General features: G+C 60.3%; 13 protein-coding genes. 8 read left to right on the top strand and 5 right to left on the bottom strand.

Translation table 11 applies throughout. The features are described 5' to 3' along the window. Positions 1-23 precede the first annotated feature (23 nt). The gene (locus tag NF676_RS27240; RefSeq protein WP_041476574.1) at positions 24-1,787 is read left to right on the top strand and encodes a cation:proton antiporter; all 1,764 of its coding nucleotides are present in this window, start codon (positions 24-26) and stop codon (positions 1,785-1,787) included. A gap of 21 nt (positions 1,788-1,808) precedes the next feature. Here NF676_RS27240 and NF676_RS27235 read toward each other — a convergent pair whose 3' ends face one another. From NF676_RS27235 to uvrD, 3 genes are all read right to left on the bottom strand, one after another. After that, on the bottom strand, positions 1,809-2,216 hold the full coding sequence (locus tag NF676_RS27235) for an SMI1/KNR4 family protein (protein ID WP_056790981.1): 408 nt from the start codon (positions 2,214-2,216) through the stop codon (positions 1,809-1,811). 135 nt (positions 2,217-2,351) lie between these two features. Continuing rightward, the gene (locus NF676_RS27230) at positions 2,352-3,227 is read right to left on the bottom strand and encodes a Tim44 domain-containing protein (RefSeq protein WP_122506273.1); all 876 of its coding nucleotides are present in this window, start codon (positions 3,225-3,227) and stop codon (positions 2,352-2,354) included. Positions 3,228-3,527: 300 nt separating this feature from the next. After that, positions 3,528-5,711, bottom strand: a complete 2,184-nt coding sequence (gene uvrD, locus NF676_RS27225) for a DNA helicase II (RefSeq protein ID WP_095181201.1) — start codon at positions 5,709-5,711, stop codon at positions 3,528-3,530. Positions 5,712-5,967: 256 nt separating this feature from the next. On the opposite strand from uvrD, the gene NF676_RS27220 reads away from it, so the two are divergent. The 3 genes from NF676_RS27220 to NF676_RS27210 all read left to right on the top strand — a co-directional run bounded on the left by NF676_RS27220 (position 5,968) and on the right by NF676_RS27210 (position 10,272). After that, entirely contained in the window at positions 5,968-8,841 is a 2,874-nt protein-coding gene (locus NF676_RS27220; RefSeq protein WP_150743149.1) for a GGDEF domain-containing phosphodiesterase, read from the top strand. A 127-nt stretch (positions 8,842-8,968) separates the two neighbouring features. Beyond that, complete coding sequence (gene hexR / locus NF676_RS27215) at positions 8,969-9,835, top strand: transcriptional regulator HexR (protein WP_007962240.1); 867 nt, start codon at positions 8,969-8,971, stop codon at positions 9,833-9,835. Between the two features lie 233 nt (positions 9,836-10,068). Continuing rightward, positions 10,069-10,272, top strand: a complete 204-nt coding sequence (locus NF676_RS27210; RefSeq protein WP_080902479.1) for a PA3496 family putative envelope integrity protein — start codon at positions 10,069-10,071, stop codon at positions 10,270-10,272. Here the strand turns inward: NF676_RS27210 and NF676_RS27205 are convergent. Beyond that, positions 10,214-11,176: a LysR family transcriptional regulator gene (locus tag NF676_RS27205; RefSeq protein ID WP_095181203.1), complete on the bottom strand. Its 963-nt coding sequence runs from the start codon at positions 11,174-11,176 to the stop codon at positions 10,214-10,216. The genes NF676_RS27210 and NF676_RS27205 overlap by 59 nt on opposite strands. A gap of 190 nt (positions 11,177-11,366) precedes the next feature. Here NF676_RS27205 and NF676_RS27200 point away from each other — a divergent pair, with 190 nt between their 5' ends. Both NF676_RS27200 and oadA read left to right on the top strand, forming a co-directional pair. Beyond that, positions 11,367-12,782 carry an acetyl-CoA carboxylase biotin carboxylase subunit gene (locus NF676_RS27200; protein ID WP_024014853.1) on the top strand — a complete coding sequence of 472 codons (1,416 nt, stop codon included), beginning with the start codon at positions 11,367-11,369 and terminating at the stop codon, positions 12,780-12,782. 11 nt (positions 12,783-12,793) lie between these two features. Next, complete coding sequence (oadA, locus tag NF676_RS27195) at positions 12,794-14,602, top strand: sodium-extruding oxaloacetate decarboxylase subunit alpha (protein WP_252887034.1); 1,809 nt, start codon at positions 12,794-12,796, stop codon at positions 14,600-14,602. A 209-nt stretch (positions 14,603-14,811) separates the two neighbouring features. Here the strand turns inward: oadA and NF676_RS27190 are convergent, their stop codons facing one another. After that, a complete protein-coding gene (locus NF676_RS27190; RefSeq protein ID WP_252887033.1) occupies positions 14,812-16,998 on the bottom strand; it encodes an autotransporter family protein in 2,187 nt (728 codons plus the stop codon). A 370-nt stretch (positions 16,999-17,368) separates the two neighbouring features. On the opposite strand from NF676_RS27190, the gene NF676_RS27185 reads away from it, so the two are divergent. Both NF676_RS27185 and NF676_RS27180 read left to right on the top strand, forming a co-directional pair. Beyond that, positions 17,369-18,718, top strand: a complete 1,350-nt coding sequence (locus NF676_RS27185) for a HipA domain-containing protein (RefSeq protein ID WP_252887032.1) — start codon at positions 17,369-17,371, stop codon at positions 18,716-18,718. Then, on the top strand, positions 18,715-18,993 hold the full coding sequence (locus tag NF676_RS27180) for a helix-turn-helix domain-containing protein (RefSeq protein ID WP_041476582.1): 279 nt from the start codon (positions 18,715-18,717) through the stop codon (positions 18,991-18,993). The genes NF676_RS27185 and NF676_RS27180 overlap by 4 nt, the downstream gene beginning before the upstream one ends. The last annotated feature ends 6 nt before the right edge of the window (positions 18,994-18,999 follow it).

Raw genomic sequence — 18,999 nt, 5'->3', positions numbered from 1 at the left:
CTCGTCATCAAGGAGCCCACGCCATGCATGCCATCAGTTTCATTCAGGATCTGGCAGTGATCATGCTGGTCGCGGGCGTGGTAACCGTACTGTTTCATCGTTTCAAACAACCGGTGGTGCTCGGCTACATCGTCGCCGGCTTCATCATCGGCCCGCATACGCCGCCGTTCGGCCTGATTCACGACGAAGAAACCATCAAGACCCTGGCCGAACTCGGGGTGATCTTCCTGATGTTCTGCCTTGGCCTGGAGTTCAGCCTGCGCAAGCTGTTCAAGGTCGGCGCCACGGCGTTCATTGCCGCGTTTCTCGAAATCATCCTGATGATCTGGATCGGCTACGAAATCGGCCGCTGGTTCGACTGGAACACCATGGATTCGTTGTTCCTCGGCGCGATTCTGGCGATCTCCTCCACCACGATCATCGTCAAAGCGCTGAATGACCTGAAGATGAAGAACGAGCGCTTCGCGCAGTTGATCTTCGGTGTGCTCATTGTCGAGGACATCCTTGGCATCGGCATCATTGCGCTGCTGTCGAGCATCGCCGTCAGCGGCACGGTGAGCTCGGGCGAAGTGTTCTCCACGGTCGGCAAGCTGTCGCTGTTCATGATCGTCGCGCTGGTCATCGGCATCCTGCTGGTGCCGCGTCTGTTGGCTTATGTGGCGAAATTCGAAAGCAACGAGATGCTGCTGATCACCGTGCTCGGCCTGTGTTTCGGCTTCTGTCTGCTGGTGGTCAAGCTCGAATACAGCATGGTTCTCGGCGCTTTCCTGATCGGCGCGATCATGGCCGAGTCCCGGCAATTGCTGAAAATCGAACGGCTGGTCGAGCCGGTTCGCGATCTGTTCAGCGCAATCTTTTTCGTCGCCATCGGGCTGATGCTCGACCCGCTGATTCTCATCGAATACGCCTGGCCGATTGCGGTAATTACCGTGGCCGTAGTGCTGGGCAAGATGTTGTCCTGCGGCCTCGGTGCGTTTATCGCCGGCAACGACGGACGGACTTCGCTGCGAGTCGGCATGGGTCTGTCACAGATTGGCGAATTTTCCTTCATCATCGCCGCGCTGGGCATGACCTTGCAGGTGACCAGCAACTTCCTCTACCCGGTCGCTGTAGCCGTGTCGGTGATCACCACGCTGCTGACGCCGTACCTGATTCGCGCGGCAGATCCGTTGTCGATCAAGCTCTCGGCAGTCGTGCCCAAGCGTCTCGGGCGTGTACTCGGCATGTATGGCGAATGGTTGCGCAGCATCCAGCCGCAAGGTGAGGGCGCGCTACTGGCGTCGATGATCCGGCGGATCCTGTTGCAGGTCGGGGTCAATCTGGCGCTGGTGATTGCGATCTTCTTTGCCGGCGCATACTTCGCCGAGCGCATCTCGTTGTGGCTGCAGGACTGGATCAGCGATCCGAGCTGGCAGAAGGCACTGATCTGGGGCGGGGCGTTGCTGGTCTCGCTACCGTTCCTGATTGCGGCTTATCGCAAGCTCAAGGCGCTGTCGATGCTGCTGGCGGAAATGGGCGTCAAGCCGGAGATGGCCGGGCGTCACACACAGCGAGTGCGCCGGGTGATCGCCGAAGTGATCCCGATTCTCTCGCTGCTGGTGATTTTCCTGCTGTTGGCAGCCTTGTCGGCCAGTATCCTGCCGACCAACAAGCTGCTGGTGCTGATCGCCGTCGTCGCGGCCGCCGTTGCGGCGCTGCTCTGGCGCTGGTTCATCCGCGTGCATACGCGGATGCAGGTGGCCTTGCTGGAAACCCTCGACAACCATAAGGAATCGTCGGGGCATTGACCCACAGGGGCGTTTGGCGGCTCAGCTTTCCAGCCAGACGTCCCGCGCCCAGTGCCACACCGATTCCCAGGTTTCTTCAGCAATCAGTTCTTCTTCGGCCTGCCACAGCACCACGGTGCCGTCTTCTTCGACACAGTAGTAGTCATCGCCGTCCTGACAGATCGGGATCAAGCTGCGATCAACACCCGCGTCCCATGCATTGGCCGCCACGTCCGGCAGATAGGTGCGCGATTGCGGATCAGTGACGGTCACTGGCTCAAGGCTGCCATAGACCACATCGCTGACGGTCAGCAAAAATTCTTTGAAGACGAACGGAATGTCGATGAACAGTTGTTCTTCGATTTCCACCAGCAGGTCTTCGTCAGGCAATTCCAAAGGAACCGGCACGGGTTCGTTGGCTTCGCGCAGTTGTTCGATGATTTCTTCCACGTCCGGGATCCTCTTGCTGAATGGCGCGGTTTATATGGGCCGGTTTATACAGTAGCTCGCCATAGATGCAACCGTGAAATGAAAAACCCCGGCCGGGGCCGGGGTTCTGTTACCGCAAGTGAAGCGCAGCAGGGATCAGCCGTTCTGGCGGATACCGGCGACCAGCCAAGGCTGGTTGTCGCCCTGCGGACGTTCCATGTTCCAGCTTTCGCTGAACACTTCGCCCTGGTCGAAACGCGAGGTTTTCGACACGCCGGTGAAGGTCAGGGTGGCGATGGTCTTGTCGGCACGATCGTCGACGCCGTCCAGTTGCACCTGCAGGTTGTCGATGTAGGTCGACTGGAAGCCATCGCCCAGATCCGCACGCTCACGCTTGAGGAACTCAAGCATTTGCGGGGTCACGAACTCGGCGATCTTGTCCATTTCGTTGGCGTCCCAGTGTTGCTGCAGCGACTGGAAGTGGCTACGCGCAGCTTCAAGGAAACGCTGTTCGTTGAACCAGGCCGGTGCGTTGATCACTGGACGGGCGGCAGCCGGAGCAGCCGAACCACCGAAGATCGAACCCATGGCGGCAGGCTTCTGCTCGAACACTTCACGCTGCATCGGCGCGCCGGCCGGAGCGAATTGCTCCTGCTGCTTGCGACGACGGGCGGCGATGAAGCGGAAGATCACGAACGCGATCAGGGCCATGATCAGGATGTCGAAGATCTGCATGCCCTGGAATCCGTCGCCCATGAACATCGACGCGAGCAGGCCACCGGCGGCGATGCCCGCCAATGGGCCGAGCCAGCGCGAAGCACCGCCGGCCTTGGCCGCGGCGCCAGCAGCACCGGCAGCGCCAGCGGTCGCTGCTGCGCCGCCCACGCCTGGAGAAGAGGGAGCCATCTGGCTGGTCTGGTGCGTCGGCGCAGCGCCGGCGCTTTTGCCACCACCAAAGCGCTTGGCGTTGGCGTCGAGGCTCATCGTCAGGCCGATGCACAACGCCATGGCGATGCTAAGAAAACGTTTCATAAAGGGTATTCCCGTTTTGTGGAGACACGCGCGCCATGTTGCACAGCTGAAGTGTTACTGGCTAGCGAGAGAGTGTTTCGGGCTTTTGCCTGACAGGTTGCGTTCAGCTTGGCGAGGCAATCAGCCGATGTACTTTTGTCTGTAGGAAAAGGCGATAGGTTCAGAGGGATTGATGCACTTGCGTCGCATAACCTGTGGGAGCGAGCCTGCTCGCGAAGGTGTCGTGTCAGGCAAATGATTGCTTGATGACACAGCGCTTTCGCGAGCAGGCTCGCTCCCACATGGGTTCAGTGCCGGTGATTAGATCGCTTCCAGCTTGGCATAGCCGAGCATCAGCCACTTGCTGCCTTCGCTGAAGTTCACCTGCACCCGGGCCTGGGCGCCGGAACCTTCGAAGTTGAGGATCACCCCTTCGCCGAAGATCGAGTGACGTACGGCCTGACCGAGCACAAAACCGGTTTCCGGAATCTCGCTGCCGTTGAACAGGCTGCTGCCGCTCATCGACTGGTTGCCGCCGAACGGTCGGCTGACGCTATTGGACAGGCGCACTTCCTGGATCAGGCCTTTCGGCACCTCGCGGACGAAACGCGACACCTTGTTGTAGGTTTCGCTGCCGTACAGGCGCCGGGTTTCGGCGTAGGTCATGACCAGATTCTGCATGGCTCGGGTGATACCGACGTAAGCCAGACGCCGTTCTTCCTCGAGACGCCCCGGTTCTTCCAGGCTCATCTTGTGCGGGAACAGGCCTTCTTCCATGCCCACGAGGAACACGTAAGGGAATTCCAGGCCTTTGGCGCTGTGCAGGGTCATCAGCTGCACGCTGTCTTCGTGCTCGTCGGCCTGAGTGTCGCCGGCCTCCAGCGAAGCGTGGCCGAGGAACGCCGCCAGTGGGGTCAGTTCTTCGTCCTCTTCGGTGTTCTCGAAGTTACGTGCGGCGCTGACCAGTTCCTCAAGGTTTTCCACCCGGGCCTGGCCTTTTTCGCCTTTTTCCGCTTCGTGATAAGCGATCAGGCCGGATTGCTCGATGACGGTTTGCGTCATCAGGTGCAGCGGCATCTCGGCGCACTTGGCGGCGAGGTTCTCGATCAGTTCGATAAATGCACCGAGCGCGCTCGCTGCACGGCCGGTCAGGCCTTTGTTGGCCACCAGCTGGCGCATCGCTTCCCACATCGATACGTCGCTGTGCCGCGCATGCTCGCGGATCGCTTCGACGGTTTTCTCGCCGATGCCCCGCGCGGGTACGTTGATCACTCGCTCCAGCGCCGCGTCGTTGCCACGACCTTCGAGCAAGCGCAGGTAGGCCATGGCGTTCTTGATTTCCGCGCGTTCGAAGAAGCGCTGACCGCCATAGATGCGGTACGGGATGCGCTCGCGCAGCAGGGCTTCTTCGAGCACCCGCGACTGGGCGTTGGAGCGGTACAGAATGGCGATATCGCTACGGGCCAGACCGGTTTTCAGCGCGCTTTCGATGGTTTCTACCACGTAGCGCGCTTCGTCATGCTCGTTGAACGCGGCGTACAGGTTGATCGCTTCGCCATCGCCACCGTCGGTCCACAGCTCTTTACCGAGACGCCCGGTGTTGTTGGCGATCAAAGCGTTGGCGGCTTTAAGGATGCCGGCAGTGGATCGGTAGTTCTGCTCCAGGCGAATCGTCTCGGAGTCCGGGAAGTCCGAAGAGTACTGATGGATGTTCTCGATCTTCGCCCCGCGCCAGCCGTAAATCGACTGGTCGTCGTCGCCGACCACCATCAGGCTGTCGCCGCCCTTGCCGAGCAGGCGCAACCAGGCGTACTGCACGGCGTTGGTGTCCTGGAATTCGTCGACCAGAATATGCCGGAAGCGCTTTTGGTAGTGCGCCAGCAGGCCCGGGTGATCGCGCCACAGATCGAGGGCGCGCAGCAGCAGCTCGGAGAAATCGATCACGCCAGCCCGCAGGCATGCCGCCTCGTAGGCTTCGTAGATGCCGCGCATGGTGGCGAGGAACAGGTCGCCGCTGGCCTGAATGTGTTGCGGCCGCAGACCTTCGTCTTTCTGGCCGTTGATGAACCACTGCGCCTGACGCGCCGGCCAGCGTTGCTCGTCCAGGCCCAGCTCGCGGATCACCCGCTTGACCAGACGCTGCTGGTCATCGCTGTCGAGAATCTGGAAGGTCTGGCTCAGGCCCGCTTCCTGCCAGTGCGCCCGCAGCAAGCGGTGCGCGAGGCCGTGGAAGGTGCCGACCCACATGCCGGCCGGGTTGATGCCCAGCAACTGCTCGATGCGATGGCGCATCTCGGCAGCGGCCTTGTTGGTGAAGGTCACCGACAGGATGGAGTGAGGTGAGGCGTTTTCGACCTGGATCAACCAGGCGATACGGTGCACCAGCACTCGGGTTTTACCGGAACCGGCGCCGGCCAGGACCAACTGACGGCCAACGGGGGCTGCTACGGCCTGGCGTTGGGCATCGTTGAGGGAGTTCAGCAGAAGGGAGAGATCATCGCGCATCGGGGCATTCTAGGGTGCGCCGCAGGCCCGGGCAAACCGTGCGTTGCATTAGCCGATGAAAGTGCTGCCGATGACGACCGGTCGGTCACTGGCTGCAGGCTTCGGCCCGTCTCGCCTGAGGGGTTGCAGCGGTGCGCAAGCGGCGGAAAATTTCCCCGCAATTGTGATCGGCAGCAGTTTGGCATCGGGATCGGCTTGTGTATGCTCCGTCCACGTTTCGGGCGCACGCCCTCCTATAAGAACAAGAACGTTGCCCATGATCCTCAGCGCCGAACTGTCGGGGCCCTCCGTGGACCCCCGGGTGATCCGCAAGCACTATGCCGTCGAAATGGCGGTGGAGCGCACGCGTCTGCTGTATCAGGGCTCGTTGTTGCCCACGCTGTTCATGTTGATCAATGGTCTGGTCTGCGCCGCTTTGCTCTGGAGCCCGCAGCGCTACTTCGTGGTCAGCGTCTGGCTGGTGTGGCTGCTGTCGCTGGTCGCGCTGCGGGTGATTCAGGTGGCCGCGTTCGATTCGGCGATTCCCGATCGTCAGGCCCGGCCAATCTGGTTCCGCATGTTCCTGCTCGGTTCGACCATGACCGGCCTGACGCTGGCCGGAGCCGGCATCGCTCTGGTGCCCGCTGACAACTTCATGCAGCAAGCCTGGGTGTTCGGCCTGATCGGCGCGGCAACGCTGTCCGCCAGCGTCGCCTACGCGGTGAGCCTGCCGGCGTTCCTCTCGTTTACCTTGCCGTGCCTGCTGCCAGCGATCGGCTACCTGTTCTGGGGCGGCGACGATCAGGCGCGGGGCTGGGGCTGGCTGGGTCTGATCCTGCTCGGTTCGCTGAGTGTGGTGGCATGGCAGGTCAATCGGCTGATCGACCGTGGATTGCTTCGGCGCTTCCAGAATCAGCATCTGATCGAGCATTTGCAGCAAGCGCAGACGCGCAGCGAACAACTCAATCAGGAGCTTGGCAAAGAGATCGAACAGCGCCGCTGTGCCGAGGCGCAATTGCGTGAAGCGCAGGTCGATCTGGAAGATCGCGTGGCCCAGCGCAGCCGCGAACTGGATGCCGCCAATCAGGCCCTGAGCAAAAGCGAAGCGCGCCTGGCGCTGGCGCTCAAGGCCAGTGAGCTCGGATTGTGGGACTGGAACCTGCAGACCGACGAAGTCCACCACACACAGATTCAGGAACTGTTCGGCCTCGCCCCGGAATACGTCACCGCGCTGCTGCGCGACCTCAAGCCACGACTGCACCCTGAGGATGTGCCGTCACTCAAGTTCGCCCTGGTCGAGCATCTGAAGGGGCGCACCGAGGATTATCAGGTTGAGTATCGCCTGCGCCACGGCGACGGCCACTGGGTGTGGATCGAGGACCGTGGCCGCGCCGTAGAGCGCAGCGCCAGCGGCCGGGTGATCCGCATGGTCGGTACTCGCCGCGATATCAGCGCCAGCAAAAGCCTCGAAGAGCAGCAGCGGCTGGCGGCCACGGTGTTCGAAGCGGCCAGCGAAGGCATCGTGATTCTCGACCCGAACTACGCGCTGATTGCGATCAACCAGGCGTTCAGCCGGGTCACCGGTTACGAGATCGACGACATGCTCGGGCGCAACGTCGTCGAGTTGCCCTGCAGCCGCGATGCCCATCGCCACTATGTGGCGATCCGGCATGCACTGGAGCAGCACGGCAGTTGGCAGGGTGAACTCGTGGAAACCCGCAAGAACGGCGAATTGTATCCGCAGTGGCTGCAGCTCAACGCGGTGCGCGACAGCCGGGGCAATGTCAGCCATATTGTCGGCTTCTTCGCCGATCTCTCGGCACGGCGTGCGTCGGAAGAACGCCTGCGTTATCTGACCCATTACGATGAGCTCACCGGCCTGGCCAACCGTTCACTGTTCCGCGAACGCCTGCACGAAGCCCATCAGCGGGTGCGGCAGGGCGGGCGCCGCAGTCTCGCATTGCTGCACATCAATCTGGATCGCTTCAAATTGCTCAATGACAGCCTCGGCCATGAAGTCGCCGATCAGCTGCTGCAAAAAATGGCGCGGCGGCTGGTCAATGCCTTGCCTGAGGCCGACACCATTGCGCGCTTGTCCGGTGACGAATTTGCCGTGCTATTCGATGCCTACGGCAATCTGTCGAGCCTGGCGCGGGTGGCGACGCGGTTGTCGGCCAAGCTGCGTTTGCCGCTGAGCGTCGACGGGCATGAATTGGTGGTCAGCGCTTCGATGGGCATCAGCCTGTTGCCGGACAACGCGCGGGAGATTTCCGCGCTGGTCAGCCAGTCGAACATGGCCATGCAGCATGCCAAACATCTGGGCGGCAACAATTTCCAGTTCTTCACCGACAGCCTGCAAGCCAGCACACTCGAACGCTTGCAGCTGGAAAACCACTTGCGCCGAGCCATTGAAGAACAGCAACTGACAGTGTTCTACCAACCCAAACTGTGCCTGCAAACCGGCCGCATGAATGCCGCTGAAGCGCTGGTGCGCTGGGATCATCCGAGCATGGGCCAGGTGCCGCCGGCAGATTTCATTGGCCTGGCCGAAGAGACCGGTCTGATCGGGCCGATCGGCGAATTCGTTTTGCGTCAGGCGTGCTGGCAAGCCTGCGAATGGCAACGGCAGGGGCTGGCGCCGATCCGCGTGTCGGTGAACCTGTCGGTGCATCAACTGCGCCAAGGCAAGCTGGTCAGTCTGGTCCGGCAAGTGCTGGAAGAAACCGGGCTGGCGCCGCACTACCTCGAGCTGGAGCTGACCGAGAGCCATTTGCTCGACAGCGTCGAACACATCATTGCCACATTCCAGCAACTGCGCGATCTGGGGGTGAAACTGGCGATCGATGATTTCGGTACCGGGTATTCGTCGTTGAGTTACCTCAAGCGCATTCCGGTGGATTACGTGAAGATTGATCAGGCGTTCATTCGCGGCTTGAGCGAGGGCAGTGCGGACGCGGCGATCACGCGCGCGATCATCGCCATGGCTCACGGACTGGCCCTCAAAGTCGTCGCCGAGGGTGTCGAGCGTGAGGATCAGCTGGCATTTCTGCGCGCCGAACGCTGCGACGAAGTGCAAGGTTATCTGATCAGCCGGCCGGTGGACGCTGCCCGTCTGGCCGGGCTCTTGCGTGATCAGGCAAATCCGCAGTAAGGGCTACATGCACCTCAGCGCGCCTGATGCCGGGACATCGAGTTACGCATTGAGCAGGCAAAATGCCCATTCATGTAGTATAACTACAAGCTTGCTACATCCTTGCCCACAAGAAGAGTCCAGCCCCTTGAATCTGCTGCAACACATCGCCCAGTCACGTCACCTGTTACGCAAGTCGGAGCTCAAGGTCGCCGACCACGTGCTGCTTGACCCTGCGGCAGTGATGCACAGTTCCATGGCCGACCTGGCTCACAGCGTCGGTATCAGCGAGCCGACCATCGTGCGCTTCTGCCGCGCCATCGGTTGTTCCGGCTTTCAGGATCTCAAGCTGAAACTGGCTCAGAGCCTGGCCGCCGGCGCCAGCTTCGGCCAGTTCGCGATCCACGAAGATGACTCCGTCGCCGACTACAGCCTGAAGATTTTCGACACCACGCTGCACACCCTGATGGAAGTACGCGAGAAGCTCGACCCGGTGGAGTTGCAGCGCGCGGTGACGCTGATGTCCCAAGCGCAGCGTGTCGAGTTCTATGGCTTCGGTGCTTCCGGAGCGGTGGCCGCGGATGCACAGCACAAGTTTTTCCGTTTGCTGCTGACCGCGGCGGCGTACTCCGACCCGCACATGCAGGCCATGTCAGCCGTTACCTTGAAACCGACCGATGTGGCGATCTGTATTTCCCAGTCGGGGCGCTCCAAGGATCTGCTGATCACCGCTAACCTCGTTCGCGAGAGCGGGGCATCGCTGATCACTCTGTGCCCGAGCCAGACGCCGTTGGCCGAACTGTCGACCGTCAATCTGGCGATCGATGTGCACGAAGACACCGAGATCTACACGCCGCTTACCTCGCGAATCGCCCATCTGGTGGTGATCGACGTGCTGGCGATGGGCGTGGCCATGGCGCGCGGGCCGAGCCTGGTCAATCACCTCAAGAGCGTCAAGCGCAGCTTGCGCAGTTTGCGTTTGTCTCCAAAAGCCGTGAAAGCCCTGGATGACTGAGCAAGGTCGTTCCGACCTTGTTCGCGAGCAGGCTCGCTCCCACAGTGGATCTCCTGAGAACATAAATTCTGGGTCATAACGGGATCAAATGTGGGAGCGAGCCTGCTCGCGAAAGCGTCCTCAACAACAGCACATCCCTGCGCACATTTCATCACATTGTCATCCCCGCGCAGCCAAACCGTCATCCCCCACGTCTATCGTGAAACTCCCGTACTCGCCTTGGGAGACTCGAAATGGCTCAGCCCTACGAAGAACGCAACAGCGCCGCGAAAACCCGTCGTCAGCAGGAAGATCAGCGCCGCATGGAATTTCGCCGCGCAATCGAGGATCGCTTCGAACTTCGCCAGCTTCAGGCCGAGATCGGCGATTTTCCCGAGATCACGCACTGGCAGGCAGCGCCCGCCGCTTCCCGTCGAAACGCTCAACCAGCGCAATAATCTGCGCCCGCTCGCTGCGGATGAACGCCAGGAAGGCGTGCGCCACCGGTGACAGCCGTTTGGCTTTGGCTTGCACCAGGCACCAGCTGCGCATCAGCGGCAACTCTTCGACCGGCAGCTCGACCAGGCCGCCGGTCGCCAGCTCCAGGTTCAGGGCGTGGCGCGTCAGCAGCGCCAGGCCCAGACCCGCCAACACGCATTCGCGCTGAGCTTCGGCGGACGCCACTTCCTGGGTCTGAGTGAAGTGCACGCGTTTTTCCTTGAAGTATTCCTCGCAGGCCAGACGCGTGCCCGAGCCCGGCTCGCGTATCAGCAGCGTGTAAGGCTCCAGATCCTGCAAGCGCAACGGGCCCATGTGTGCCAGCGGATGATCCGGGCGCGCCACGGCGACAATCGGATTATTGAGAAACGGCAGGAATTCCAGGCCCATGTCCTGCGGCACCATCGACATGATCACCAGATCATCACGGTTGTCCGAGAGGCGGCGGATGACCTGGCCACGGTTGACCACGGTCAGCTGCAAATTGACTTCCGGATGCTGGCGCTTGAATGCAGCAAACAGATGCGGCACGAAATATTTGGCGCTCGATTCCACCGCCAGTTTCAGCTGACCCTGCAGTGAACCCTGCATGTCCGACAGTTGCATGTCGAGGTTTTCCAGGCGCCCGAAAATGTCGCGGCTGGCGCGCTGAAGCGCTTCCGCCGCCTCGGTCATGTAGAGTTTTTTGCCGACATAGTCGAACAGCGGCTGGCCAATCAGCTCTTCCAGCTGACGAATCTGTAGGCTCACGGCCGGTTGTGTGAGGGACATTTCCTCGGCGGCGCGGCTGTACGAGCGTAAATCACACACCTCATTGAAGATCTGCAATTGACGCAATGTCATACGCATCAATGACTTACGCATTTTTTTCAGGCTCGGTCAGCGGTCAGTTGCTTCAACTATAAGTGTTTGCTTATGCCTGACCCAATTTTTATTCATTTTTGTTAATCCCTCAGCAGCGCTAGTGTGGACCTGCGACTGAATTGAAACATTTGGTCACGCGTCGACCTGGGTCTAGCAGGTCGTGGTGCCACCGGCTCAAGGGAACCTCCAAGTGATAAAAAAGATCCTGATCGCCAACCGTGGTGAGATTGCCGTACGCATCGTACGAGCCTGCGCCGAAATGGGCATTCGCTCGGTTGCGATTTTCTCCGACGCCGATCGCCATGCCTTGCATGTGAAGCGTGCGGACGAGGCCCACAGCGTGGGTGCCGAGCCACTGGCCGGCTATCTGAACCCGCGCAAGCTGGTGAACCTGGCGGTGGAAACCGGCTGCGATGCGCTGCACCCCGGCTACGGCTTCCTTTCGGAAAACGCCGAGCTGGCGGAAATCTGCGCCGAGCGCGGCATCAAATTCATCGGCCCGTCGGCGGAGGTCATCCGGCGCATGGGCGACAAGACCGAAGCGCGCCGCAGCATGATCAAGGCCGGCGTACCGGTAACGCCCGGTACCGAAGGCAACGTCTCCGGCATCGAAGAAGCCTTGGTCGAAGGCGACCGTATCGGTTATCCGGTAATGCTCAAGGCCACCTCCGGTGGTGGCGGGCGCGGTATCCGTCGCTGCAACAGCCGCGAAGAACTCGAACAGAACTTCCCCCGGGTCATCTCCGAAGCCACCAAGGCGTTCGGTTCGGCGGAAGTGTTCCTGGAAAAATGCATCGTCAATCCCAAGCACATTGAAGCGCAGATCCTTGGCGACAGCTTCGGCAATGTCGTGCACCTGTTCGAGCGTGACTGCTCGATCCAGCGCCGCAACCAGAAGCTGATCGAGATCGCGCCGAGCCCGCAGCTGACCCCGGAACAGCGCGCCTACATCGGCGACCTGTCGGTACGTGCAGCCAAGGCTGTGGGCTACGAGAACGCCGGCACCGTGGAGTTCCTGCTCGCCGAGGGCGAGGTGTACTTCATGGAAATGAACACGCGGGTGCAGGTGGAACACACCATCACCGAAGAAATCACCGGCATCGACATCGTCCGCGAACAGATTCGCATCGCTTCCGGCCTGCCGCTATCGGTGAAGCAGGAAGACATTCAGCACCGTGGCTTTGCATTGCAGTTCCGTATCAACGCCGAGGATCCGAAGAACAACTTCCTGCCGAGCTTCGGCAAAATTACCCGTTACTACGCCCCCGGCGGCCCGGGCGTGCGCACCGACACGGCGATCTACACCGGCTACACCATTCCGCCGTTCTACGACTCGATGTGCCTGAAACTGGTGGTCTGGGCGCTGACCTGGGAAGAGGCGATGGACCGTGGCCTGCGCGCCCTCGACGACATGCGTCTGCAGGGCGTGAAGACCACCGCCGCGTACTACCAGGAAATCCTGCGCAACCCGGAATTCCGTAGCGGCCAGTTCAACACCAGCTTCGTTGAAAGCCACCCGGAACTGACCAACTACTCGATCAAGCGCAAACCCGAAGAGCTGGCCCTGGCCATCGCCGCCGCCATCGCCGCCCACGCAGGCCTGTGAGGAATACAAGAATGAGCAAGAAAATCTTCGTAACAGACACCATCCTGCGCGACGCTCACCAATCGCTGCTCGCCACCCGCATGCGCACCGAAGACATGCTGCCGATCTGCGACAAGCTCGACAAGGTCGGCTACTGGTCGCTGGAATGCTGGGGCGGCGCGACGTTCGACGCCTGCGTGCGCTTTCTCAAGGAAGACCCGTGGGAGCGCCTGCGCCAACTGCGTTCGGCGCTGCCCAACACCCGCCTGCAAATGCTCCTGCGCGGGCAGAATCTGCTCGGCTATCGCCACTACAGCGATGACGTGGTCAAAGCCTTCGTCGCCAAGGCAGCGGTGAACGGCATCGACGTGTTCCGCATCTTCGATGCGATGAACGATGTGCGTAACCTGCGCGTTGCCATTGAAGCAGTGAAAGCTGCAGGCAAACATGCGCAAGGCACCATCGCCTACACCACCAGCCCGGTGCACACCATCGACGCTTTCGTCACCCAGGCCAAGCAAATGGAATCCATGGGCTGCGACTCGGTAGCGATCAAGGACATGGCCGGTCTGCTGACCCCGTATGCCACTGGTGAACTGGTGCGTGCTCTGAAAGCCGAGCAGTCGTTGCCGGTGTTCATCCACTCCCACGACACCGCCGGCCTGGCCGCCATGTGCCAGCTCAAGGCGATCGAAAACGGCGCCGATCACATCGATACCGCAATCTCCAGCTTCGCCTCGGGCACCAGCCACCCGGGCACCGAATCAATGGTCGCCGCGCTCAAGGGCACCGAGTACGACACCGGCCTGAATCTGGAGCTGCTCCAGGAAATCGGCCTGTACTTCTATGCCGTACGCAAGAAGTACCACCAGTTCGAAAGCGAATTCACCGCCGTCGATACCCGTGTGCAGGTCAACCAAGTGCCGGGCGGGATGATCTCCAACCTCGCCAACCAGTTGAAAGAGCAGGGCGCTCTGAATCGCATGGGCGAAGTGCTCGCAGAAATCCCGCGCGTACGTGAAGACCTCGGCTTCCCGCCGCTGGTGACCCCAACCTCGCAAATCGTCGGCACCCAGGCGTTCTTCAACGTACTGGCCGGCGAGCGCTACAAGACCATCACCAACGAAGTGAAGCTGTATCTGCAGGGCGGCTACGGCAAGGCGCCGGGGGTGGTCAATGAAAAACTGCGCCGTCAGGCGATCGGCAGCGAAGACGTCATCGACGTGCGCCCGGCCGATCTGCTCAAGCCGGAAATGACCAAGCTGCGTGCCGATATCGGAGCACTGGCCAAATCCGAAGAAGACGTACTGACCTTCGCCATGTTCCCGGACATCGGCCGCAAGTTCCTTGAAGAACGCGCCGCCGGCACTCTTACGCCGGAAGTGCTTTTGCCGATCCCGGAAGCGGGCGCCGTTGCCTCGGCGAGCGGCGAAGGTGTGCCGACCGAGTTTGTCATCGATGTGCACGGCGAAACCTACCGCGTCGACATCACTGGTGTCGGCGTCAAGGCCGAGGGCAAGCGCCACTTCTATCTGTCCATCGACGGCATGCCGGAAGAAGTGGTGTTCGAACCGCTCAACGAATTTGTCGGTGGTGGCAGCAGCAAACGCAAACAGGCCTCGGCACCAGGCCACGTGAGCACCACCATGCCGGGCAACATCGTCGATGTGCTGGTCAAGGAGGGCGACACCGTCAAGGCGGGCCAGGCGGTATTGATCACCGAAGCGATGAAGATGGAAACCGAAGTCCAGGCTGCCATTGCCGGCAAGGTCACCGCGATTCATGTGGCCAAGGGCGACCGGGTCAACCCGGGCGAAATCCTCATCGAGATCGAAGGCTGAGATAACAGTCGCGATCCAATGCTTTAAACCTCGGGGGGGCATGTGCTCCCCTTTTTTTGCCTGTGATTTTCCGACCTGTCAGGTCATTGTCAGGGACCGCATGTGGGAGCGAGCCTGCTCGCGAATGCGCCAGGTCAGCCAATAGCATCTTTGTATGATGCACCGCTTTCGCGAGCAGGCTCGCTCCCACAGGAGGCGTGCTTAATCCATCAGAACGCCATGCGCCATTGACCCGCCACGCCATACGTTCGGCTGTCATTACCCAGCTCACCCGTCAAGCCCACGCCCAGTGTGTGCGCCGCCGAAAGACCAAGATCGAGCCCCGCATCCAGCGACAGACTGTTCCGATCCAGTGCCGCGCCGGTCACTTCGAAGCGCTTGCCGCCCTTGCGCAGTTGCTGGCGGGTGTCACTGTCGATGTCACCGTAGATATGTTTCCAGCCTGCGCTCAATCGCGGGGTCAAATGCATGCCGTTATCCAGCGTATTGACCTGCGCAACACGCAGACCGAAGGTGCTGCTGAAGTTGTCGCGGGTCTGGCCGTAGACTTTCAACGCCGCGTCGCCGCCCTTTTCGTTGTAGCTGTCGCGCTGATAGCGCTGATAGCCGAGGTTGGCGTAGGGCTCGAGGGTTAAGCGATCCCGGCCCAGATTGAACCCGGCCTCGGCAAATGCTTGCTGAGTATTGGCGTTGTAATTGCCCTTGAGACGATCGCTGAAACCCTTGAACGCTACCCGCCGTGTGCTGCTGCCGTCATGGCTGGCGTAGGTCGCACCTAGGCGCAAAGACAGCGGGCCGTCCTGACGCACGGCATAGGCACCGAGGTGCCAGCTGTAGAGGTCGGCGTTGTACTGGCGGGCATCGAGTTTCGTCTGCGATTTGCCGCCAAGCAGGCCGACATGCCAGTGCTCATCGAGTCGCCAGTCAGCGCCCACGACCAGCCCTTGCGTGGCATGTTGGAGGATGCCGTCAGCGTCGCGGTCAACCTTGCCGCCGTGGCCCAGCGCCTGAACCCACACCCGTCCGGAGTCTTCGTTGCCTGCGGCCTGACGCGGTGAACTGCGCGAGCCGTCAGTAGAGTCGGAACGGTTGTCCAGTTGGCGCATCGCCGAGAGCATGCTCGTACTGACCGGCGTGATACTGCTCAGCGTGGCTTTGGCGAGGTTGGCATTGCTGCCTGCGGCAAGTTGATCGAGGGCGATTGGCGCGGTGGTTTTATCGCTGGTCAGCAGTGCGGCGACGGCGGTGTTAATGGGCTTTGCAGGCTCCGACGCGGGCTGTGCGGTGGTTTGTGCAGTTACGATTTCGTCGGGCATCGATGATTCCACCGATGCGGAGTCTTCAATCAAGGTCGCAACTGAGGTCAGGGCGGGGGCTGGAGTTGCGATCCCCGCTGTCATTGAAGCTGGAGCGGGCGTTGTCGCGATCGGTACAGCGGGAGAAGTCGGCTGCTCTGGCTCGATAATACTTCCTGCAAGTGCGCCTGCATTTTCTGTAGGAGCGAGGCTTTCAAGCGGTTCACCATTGCGAGCGTAAGTCAGTCCAACCGATTTCTTGTTGTATTGAGCCGTGGCCGTCATATACGCCAGATCGTTCTCGATCCGGCCAAACTCGCCTTTCACCTCACGGGCTTCGATGATTTTGTATTGGCTGCTCTGCGGATATTCACCCGCCGCGACGACTTTCAGGGTGGCGCCGTCAAGCTGAGCTGTGCCATCGACCTTGATCGTCTGAGAACCAGCGGGAGTGACCTCGTAAGCCAATTCGGCACTAGGCGCCAAGTGCAAATTACCCTTCACTCGAGGTGCGCCAAGCGCTGCATTGACGGTGAGCAGCCCACCTACCTCAAGATTTCCCACCGTGCCTTTACCGGCGAAACTGCCACCATTCTGGACATACACATCACCCTTGATGCTGCCAAGGTTGGTCAGTGCTCCACCGCTGTTGACCAGAACGCCTTCATGAAAATCACCCTTGGAGCTCAGCGTCCAGTCGCCTTGGGCGACGAATAACCCATTGAAGTTGCGCGTGTCGTTCAACGTGCCGCCATCCGCAGCATTCAGGAACAACACGTTATCGCCCTTACCGCCATCCAGCCGGCCAGTGAAGCTTGCCCCGTCTGCAAGGGTGATCAAGTCGTTGACGTCAGTCCCTTTGAACACGGTTTCCGGTGTCGTAAAGGTAATCGGCACTGTGCTCGCATCGTTGAGAAAACCCTGGAGCCGTTCCAAAGCCTGTTGCTTGGGGTTGGCTTCGGGCTGCTCCGTCGTTTCCATGCTTGGGGGCTGCTCGATTGCTTCAGTGGATTGCTCGGCGTTAGCCAGCGCTACGCCACCCAGCGCCAGTGAAATAGCCAGAGCCAGGTGTTTTGGTGCGAATAGGTGTTGAGTGGGCATCAGGTTCGATTTCCGTATCGAGAAAATCCAACTCTATTGCTGCCTGAAAAAAACCGATGTCGGCCGCTTCCCACATCCACGCAGGCGACATCGGATCGTTGTGTAGAAAATCCTCACTGGTGTTCACAAATCAGAGATTTTGCGCAGTGGTGGCTGTTCTTTTTCCTACGGCTTTCTCCCGTTGAAGAACCTTAACCAGCGGCACGTCAGACGCTTAACTGCATTAATTTGCGTTCAGACGGCCACATGGGAGTGCTAATCTGCATTTTGTTGCAGATATTTAAGCGCGTAAAAGTGCTCGTATGCACTATATTGCATGTATTGAAAGTTTTTCCTCGTTGAACTGCATTAAAATGCAAATGGAATCAACATGTACAACCTGACACTCCAGATCTTCACCGCTGGGCAATGGCACGACGCGATGATTCTTGACTTCGATGATCCGGAAAAAGGCTTCGAAAGCCGCTGCAGTTTTGGCTATGAAGCGGACTATCTGGTGGAAAACATCGAGTTGATCGGGTCGCCTTTTTCCCAAGCCGTGAGTGCCCTGTATCCGCTGGATTGGGAAGGTCGGCGCGCGAAGACGCCGGCCTTTGTCCACGACATCGCACCGGCAGGCGCAGCCAAGCGGTTTCTACTCGCCCGCCTGGGTCAGGAAAGACCCGCCGAGATCAGCGCCGATCTCTTTCTGCTGGGTCGCAGTACACCGGCACCCATTGGCAACATGCGAATAAAGGAATCGGCGGAAGCAGTCGATGACAGGAAGCCGATCGGATTCAAGCGCGAGGAGGTCATTAGCCGCGACAACCGCTTTCTTGAATATGCCTACGAGCTGGGCGCGGCCATCGGTGGCGCGACGGGGGCAGGTGGGGAAGCTCCGAAGCTCTTACTGGCAGAGAACAGCGCCGGGCTTCTGTATCCCGATGCGGTATTGGACGATGAAGAAGTGCGACAGCACTGGTTCGTGAAATTCGCCAGAAACAGGGGTGGGCAGACCGACCAGGACATCCTGCGCAGCGAATTCCATTACTACAAAGCGCTGCAGACATTGGGCATCGCAACCGTCGCGGCAGAAGGCCTGGCCTTGGAAGAGGCGACCAAACCGAGTTTGTGGATGCGGCGTTTTGATCGACAAGTGAAAGATGGGGCGGTGTCGCGTTTCGCCGTCGAATCGATTTATTCGCTGGCTGAAGTGACGACGCCAGGCAGCGCCATGAATCATCTGGAAGTGATCCGCATGCTCGCCGGGCTCTGGAGCAAAGCGGGTCAGGCCAGCCAGATTCCCGGCCTCGTCGCCGATTATCTGCGTCGCGACCTGATCAATAAAATCCTCGGAAACTCAGATAACCACGGTCGTAACACGGCGATCATCCGGCAAGAGAACGCTTTCCAGCTCGCGCCGATTTATGACCTCGCCCCGATGGTCATGGATGACGAAGGCGTGACGCGTACGACCAAATGGCCAAAAGAGTTGGAGCGGGCGGGAGATGTCGATTGGCGAGGTGTCTGCCGCGTATTGGCCGATAACGCAGATCCGCACGATTCGTTGGCGGGGCTGGATGCCTCTGCGCTGTTCGAAGGCCTGCGCGCGGATGCCCGCCGTCTGGCCGCACTGCCGGATATTCTTGCGGCCAGCGGTTTGCCCGCCAGAACCATGAATCACCCGAGCGTTCATCTGAAAAACCTCGAGCAACGTTTGAAAGAGTGGGACCTGCAATGAGTCTGACCGTCCTCGAGCGCACGGCGCTCATCGAAAGCATTCAGCAATCACTGGCCGAAGGCACTCTGGAAATCGGTGACGCCGTGCGCCGTTTACGGGTCGAAGTCACCGGTCTGCATCAGACCCAGTTCGCGAAGATGTGCAAGATTTCAGTGCGCACGCTGGTGCATATCGAACATGGCGAAGGCAATCAGACCCTGAAGTCGCTGAACGCGGTGTTCCGCCCCTTCGGCATGAAAATGGGCGTAGTGCGGATTCGCCGGGACACCATTTGAATGCAC

This window comes from Pseudomonas siliginis (genome assembly GCF_024072275.1).
GTDB classification, from domain to species: Bacteria; Pseudomonadota; Gammaproteobacteria; order Pseudomonadales; family Pseudomonadaceae; genus Aquipseudomonas; species Aquipseudomonas siliginis.
This window is presented reverse-complemented; position numbering and strand designations above follow the sequence as displayed.

What these genes read in the sequence shown, in the direction of transcription:
- NF676_RS27240 (WP_041476574.1), top strand. Translation starts at nt 24, where the DNA reads ATGCATGCCATCAGTTTCATTCAGGATCTGGCAGTGATCATGCTGGTC.
- NF676_RS27230 (WP_122506273.1), bottom strand. Translation starts at nt 3,227, where the DNA reads ATGAAACGTTTTCTTAGCATCGCCATGGCGTTGTGCATCGGCCTGACG.
- uvrD (WP_095181201.1), bottom strand. Translation starts at nt 5,711, where the DNA reads ATGCGCGATGATCTCTCCCTTCTGCTGAACTCCCTCAACGATGCCCAA.
- NF676_RS27220 (WP_150743149.1), top strand. Translation starts at nt 5,968, where the DNA reads ATGATCCTCAGCGCCGAACTGTCGGGGCCCTCCGTGGACCCCCGGGTG.
- NF676_RS27210 (WP_080902479.1), top strand. Translation starts at nt 10,069, where the DNA reads ATGGCTCAGCCCTACGAAGAACGCAACAGCGCCGCGAAAACCCGTCGT.
- NF676_RS27205 (WP_095181203.1), bottom strand. Translation starts at nt 11,176, where the DNA reads ATGCGTAAGTCATTGATGCGTATGACATTGCGTCAATTGCAGATCTTC.
- oadA (WP_252887034.1), top strand. Translation starts at nt 12,794, where the DNA reads ATGAGCAAGAAAATCTTCGTAACAGACACCATCCTGCGCGACGCTCAC.
- NF676_RS27190 (WP_252887033.1), bottom strand. Translation starts at nt 16,998, where the DNA reads ATGCCCACTCAACACCTATTCGCACCAAAACACCTGGCTCTGGCTATT.
- NF676_RS27185 (WP_252887032.1), top strand. Translation starts at nt 17,369, where the DNA reads ATGTACAACCTGACACTCCAGATCTTCACCGCTGGGCAATGGCACGAC.
- NF676_RS27180 (WP_041476582.1), top strand. Translation starts at nt 18,715, where the DNA reads ATGAGTCTGACCGTCCTCGAGCGCACGGCGCTCATCGAAAGCATTCAG.